Genomic DNA, 4,882 nt, shown 5'->3' on the forward strand with positions numbered 1-4,882 from the left:
TCCTGGGCTGACGCCCGACAGAAGAGCGAGCTGTCGGGTGTTTCGCTTTTTCTGATCTTCGTACAGCCGACAATCTTAATCCTAAAGGATTATTCCCAACCGTCGTCCTCATCCACGACAAATTCTTCTTCATCATTAACATTTCGTACTTCTTTGTCTGAGTATGTTTTAACATTTTCTTCTGTTAGCCTCTCTATAACTATCAAATCTGCGCGTTCTTCATCGATCTCATCCCACTCCATCATCGAAACCACCTCGCTATTCTTTCTCAGAATTATTTTGAATTCCATTACCATTGTTTCTTTCTGCCCGCAACTTGTAAACAAGCCCCAACACTTGGACAGCGATGATCGGGGTCATGGCGACGAGGGCGATCATGCCGAAGCTGTTGGAGATGAGGTTGTCTCCGGCCGTTGCGCTGGCGGCGCCTTGGACGAATGAGAGGATGAAGGTCGCGGTCATCGGTCCGGATGCGACGCCGCCGGAATCGAAGGCGATGCCGACGAACATTTTTGGGACGAAAATTGTCAGTGTCAGCGCAAACAGGTAGCCCGGCAGAAGAATGTGCCAGAGTTGGATGGCCGGATAAATGATGCGCACCATCGCCAAGACGATGGCTGTCCCGATGCCGATGGAGAGCACGATCTTGACGGCATTCCGGGTGACAGCGCCCTCCGTGACCTCCTCGATTTGGTGCGTCAGCACATGGACGGCTGGTTCCGCCAAGACGGTGACCAAACCGAACACGAAGCCGGTCGCAAGCAAATATTGCTTATTTTCCAATGCCGCGACGCGGAAACCGATCGTTCGGCCGATGTCCATGAAGCCGGCTTGGGCGCCGAGGAGGAACAGGAAGAGGCCGATGTAGGTCAGCAGCAGGCCGTAGAGGATCCACGAGATATTTCGGCGTGAGAGGCGGAAGGAATAGCGCTGCATCAGGAGGAAGATGAGCGTGATCGGCAACAGTGCAAGCAGGACTTCTGCAGCAACAATCGGGATTTTTTCGAGGAATGGTGACAGCAGGCTGGTTGTTTTCAGGGTGTCGATCGGAGCGTCAGGGGGCGTGATGCTTCCGCCCGCGATGCGATCCATCAGGAGAATAGCGAGGATCGGGCCGACCGAGACAACACCGATCAGCCCGAAGCCTTCGGTGTTGGCGGCGAGATTGTCCTTGCGCAGCAGCGTGACTCCGAGAGCAATCGCCATGATGAACGGTACCGTCATGGCGCCGGTCGTCGCGCCGGATGCGTCGAAGGCGATGGCGAGAAATTCGTCGGAAGCGTTCAGCGCGAGGATGAATACGACGGCGTACAGCCCGATCAGCAGCTTGTGCAGGACGATGTTACGGACGATCCGGATCAGCCCGAGTGCCAACAGCGCGGCGATGCCGAGCGATACGACAAGGATGATGCTCCATCTTTCGACAGTGCCGGCCGTCAGACGTTCGACTTGCCCAGCCAGGATGTGCAAATCCGGCTCCGCGATGGAAATGATGAAACCGAGCGCCAAACCGGCACCGGCAAGCAGGATGAGGTTGGCGGTCTTGGAAAACGTCCGCCCCATAGATTTTCCGATCATGCTGACGCTGAAATCGATACCGTGGAGAAAAATAGAGAGTCCGGCGGTGATGCAGAAGGCACCCAGCAGAAAACGCTGTAGCTGCAATGCAGTCAGCGGCGTCAAGGTGGCATGCAGCAACAGGACGATTGCGACGATAGGAAGGATCGCATGCAACACTTCGCGGATTTTTGACAAGAATAGTTTCATCGGAGGCACCGCCTTTCTGAGCTTGGCGTTCAAGGTGGTTATCTTTCTTCTATTATAAACGAAAAAGCGGTGCGGGAATAACTGGAAGAATTTTGTTCCGTTATATGTGGCGGGCTGGCGCTCTCGGGTAAACGAGTCGCCATCCTGGGCTATCGCTCGACAGAAGAGCATTCTGTCTGGTGTTTTGCGGTTTTCGGTAATCCTTCAGTCGACAACAACTTGTACCGTAGCTTTCCGGTTCCCTAACACGGCTTCCGGAACGCCGATGATTTCCCCTTCCAATTTGAATGATCCTGATTTGTCGAGCTTTCTGAGTATGGCCGGCGTCAGTTCCTGCCATTTGACCCACTGCTGCGTATCCGTGCCGTCGTTGTAACGGACCGTGACATAGGATGGGAAACCAACGAGCTGACCGTGTTCGATGGCGTACTGGCCGGCCTCCATTGTGAAAGTCGCTTCATCCTGGGAGACGATCTTTAGTTTTTCGACTTGTTCGAATTCGTCCGGTACCTTTTTCCAGACTTTCATGTAATCGATCTGGAACACTTTCGGATACGGCGCGGTCGGATCGAACGGGCCAACCCACCAATTCTCGCGCCCTTCGTAGGCCGACAGGATGGAGATCATCGGATAGGCGACCTCAGCCTGGAACGTCCCGATTTCTTCGTCGTCGAAATAAAAGACGAAACCTTCCGGAGTCCATTCGAAAGTGTAGAGATGGAATTCATTGCTCAAATCGGCTTCGCCAACATCATAAATGAAGTGTTGCTCCCGCGCCGCCGGATCACGGTGCGCATAGAGCGAAGCCGTGACGACATTGCCGAAGTTCAGGGAATTTTCGAATACGTCCACTTCCACATCCTGTTCCGGCGTATCCTGGATTCCGACAAGCCACCAGGCGCACATATTGCCGAGGCTGTTCATCATTTTGGCGCGGATTTCGAAGACGCCGTATTGCGAAATGAAACCCATGAACGGCTCGATATCGTTGCGGACCTCCAGATCAGCCTTAAATTCGTGCAGTCCGGTCCGATTGCCGGTCATTACGCTGGATGTGCGGACCGTCCCGTCAAATTCGGGATTCCACGGCTGGGTATCCTCATGGATGATCAGATTCAGATTGCCATCCGCCACCTCGTAGACGGCACGCGCGGATTCCATGTCCGGCGTCCAGGAGGCCAAATATTGGTCGTTCCAGATGGCCGGATCGAGCGGGCTTTCATCGAAATTCTCGTCGAAAATCAGCCGGTATTCACCGTTGTAGACCGGTATCGCTTCTGTTTCATCCCCGTTCGCCTGCCACTCGCGCAGAAACGCATAATCCGACTGGCGAAGCCAGACAAAGAGTACTGAGAGCACAAAAACGATGCTGATTAGTTTGATTGGTTTCTCCATAAGGGTTCATCTTCTCTCGTAGATTTGGGGAGGATTCCAGCATTGCGGCTGAGCGGAGCTGGAGGTAGTTTTCGTGGATTTTCCTCCGGTGAGGCTTTGCTCATCGGAGGTAGGGTCTATTTTGGATGGCTCAACTCCGGCGAGACGGTGCTCACCGAAGTTGAGCCGCGCTTACCTGGCTGTCCCCCGGTTAAGAGCTTCTCGCCAGAGGACAATTTGTTTAACTGTTTAACGGATTCAGCGGCTGAACGCTCCTTTAAGGCAGCCATTCATAATCTTCGGGCAACTCAATAAATTCCGTTGCAGTCCTGTCGCTTATTTCCAAAACATCGAGATTGAACTCATTTTCTCCGGAAGCTGAGCGGATTCGTTTCAGGACATTGCCTTCGAAATAGTAGAACATCCGGTCGCCGTTTGCGGTGTAGTATTCTTCATAAATGAGGTCTTCATCCTGCCAGCTGCCCACATAGATGCTGCCGATGTCCTTGAAGGGCGGTGCTGCGATGATGCCGTCGTCTTCCGGTTCTTCGGCGGAATCCGCACTTTCATTCCTCGCGATCGTCCGGTCCAGGTGGTCGACCGCAAAAGCTTGCCCGTCCAAAGTAAGATACGTTGTGTCCGTATTCTCCCCGCTGATCCGGATGGCCTGATCCGCGCCAGCAACGGCGACCGTCAGCGCCCGGTCCTCGAGCTGACTTCCTGTGAACTCGCGGTAATGATACTGTGCCACATACTGTCTGCCCGCAAAAATCGCGAAATACGGATCGGCTAAATGCGTGCTGGGAATGCTGGTGTCGGCTTCCACAGAGGTTTCGCTGCCGCTTCCAACGGTTGATTCGACTGTTTCGCTTTGGCTGCTTGCGATGACGCTGCTTGATTCGTCCGATGCCGTTCTCTCATCCACCAGTCCGCAGGCGGCGAAAAGTACGGCAATTGCTGTCAAGATTCCCATTAAAGCTATTTTTCTTCTCATTTTTTAAAACCTCCTAACGCAAGGCAAAAGATTCGGTCTGTTTTTCTGACTTGTGTTTCCTTGTGTTCATTATACGCCGGAATGATTGTCGCCACTATGAAAAGCCCTCGACATCCACATTGGATATCGAAGGAGTTTCCCCGCCAAACTAGCTTTGGCGGTTTATTGGATAAATGAAAACCATGGGCTAGGCCCATGGTTCCGGAGAGCTTCCAGCGGTGTATTAAAAAATCCTCGCTAAGTGCTAGAATATATTTGGTTCGCCAACCAATATTCATGACTTAGGAGGATTCTTTAGATGTCTCAAGACAAAAATAGTTTAGCACATACCACTTGGAATTGTAAGTATCACATAGTTTTTGCGCCCAAATACCGGAGGCAAGCAATCTACGGAAAGATAAAACAAGATATAGGAGTCATACTAAGGCAGTTATGCGAAAGAAAAGGTGTAGAAATAATCGAAGCCACTGCTTGTGTGAATCATATACACATGTTGGTAAGCATACCGCCCAAGATAAGTGTGTCATCGTTTGTCGGCTATCTAAAAGGTAAAAGTAGCCTCATGATATTTGATAGGCACTCCAACCTGAAATATCGCTATGGAAACCGCAAATTCTGGTGCACAGGATATTATGTCGATACAGTCGGGAGAAACAAGAAGGCAATTCAAGAATATATACGCAACCAAATTCAAGATGATATAGTCGCAGAACAATTAAGCCTATTAGAGTACACGGATCCATTTAC

Annotated in this window: 5 protein-coding genes; 1 reads left to right on the forward strand and 4 read right to left on the reverse strand. The window is 51.7% G+C overall.

The window, feature by feature from the left end; genetic code table 11:
• Window positions 1-89: 89 nt before the first annotated feature.
• From BMZ71_RS14870 to BMZ71_RS08210, 4 genes are all read right to left on the reverse strand, one after another.
• Window positions 90-245, reverse strand: coding sequence for a hypothetical protein (locus BMZ71_RS14870; protein WP_157080401.1), 156 nt, complete (start codon window positions 243-245; stop codon window positions 90-92).
• 13 nt (window positions 246-258) lie between these two features.
• Window positions 259-1,767: a DUF1538 domain-containing protein gene (locus BMZ71_RS08200; protein ID WP_086989062.1), complete on the reverse strand. Its 1,509-nt coding sequence runs from the start codon at window positions 1,765-1,767 to the stop codon at window positions 259-261.
• Between the two features lie 204 nt (window positions 1,768-1,971).
• Window positions 1,972-3,162 (reverse strand): family 16 glycosylhydrolase, encoded by a 1,191-nt coding sequence (locus BMZ71_RS08205; RefSeq protein WP_086989061.1) that lies wholly within the window; start codon window positions 3,160-3,162, stop codon window positions 1,972-1,974.
• 256 nt (window positions 3,163-3,418) lie between these two features.
• Complete coding sequence (locus BMZ71_RS08210) at window positions 3,419-4,135, reverse strand: hypothetical protein (protein WP_086989060.1); 717 nt, start codon at window positions 4,133-4,135, stop codon at window positions 3,419-3,421.
• Between the two features lie 298 nt (window positions 4,136-4,433).
• Here BMZ71_RS08210 and tnpA point away from each other — a divergent pair.
• The coding region (gene tnpA, locus BMZ71_RS08220) for an IS200/IS605 family transposase (RefSeq protein WP_093234130.1) at window positions 4,434-4,882 on the forward strand (449 nt) is incomplete at its 3' end.

It is taken from the genome of Trichococcus flocculiformis, from assembly GCF_900113645.1.
Taxonomy (GTDB): domain Bacteria; phylum Bacillota; class Bacilli; order Lactobacillales; family Aerococcaceae; genus Trichococcus; species Trichococcus flocculiformis.

Coding starts and splice junctions, on each gene's coding strand:
- BMZ71_RS14870 (WP_157080401.1), bottom strand. CDS start 245: ATGATGGAGTGGGATGAGATCGATGAAGAACGCGCAGATTTGATAGTT.
- BMZ71_RS08200 (WP_086989062.1), bottom strand. CDS start 1,767: ATGAAACTATTCTTGTCAAAAATCCGCGAAGTGTTGCATGCGATCCTT.
- BMZ71_RS08205 (WP_086989061.1), bottom strand. CDS start 3,162: ATGGAGAAACCAATCAAACTAATCAGCATCGTTTTTGTGCTCTCAGTA.
- BMZ71_RS08210 (WP_086989060.1), bottom strand. CDS start 4,135: ATGAGAAGAAAAATAGCTTTAATGGGAATCTTGACAGCAATTGCCGTA.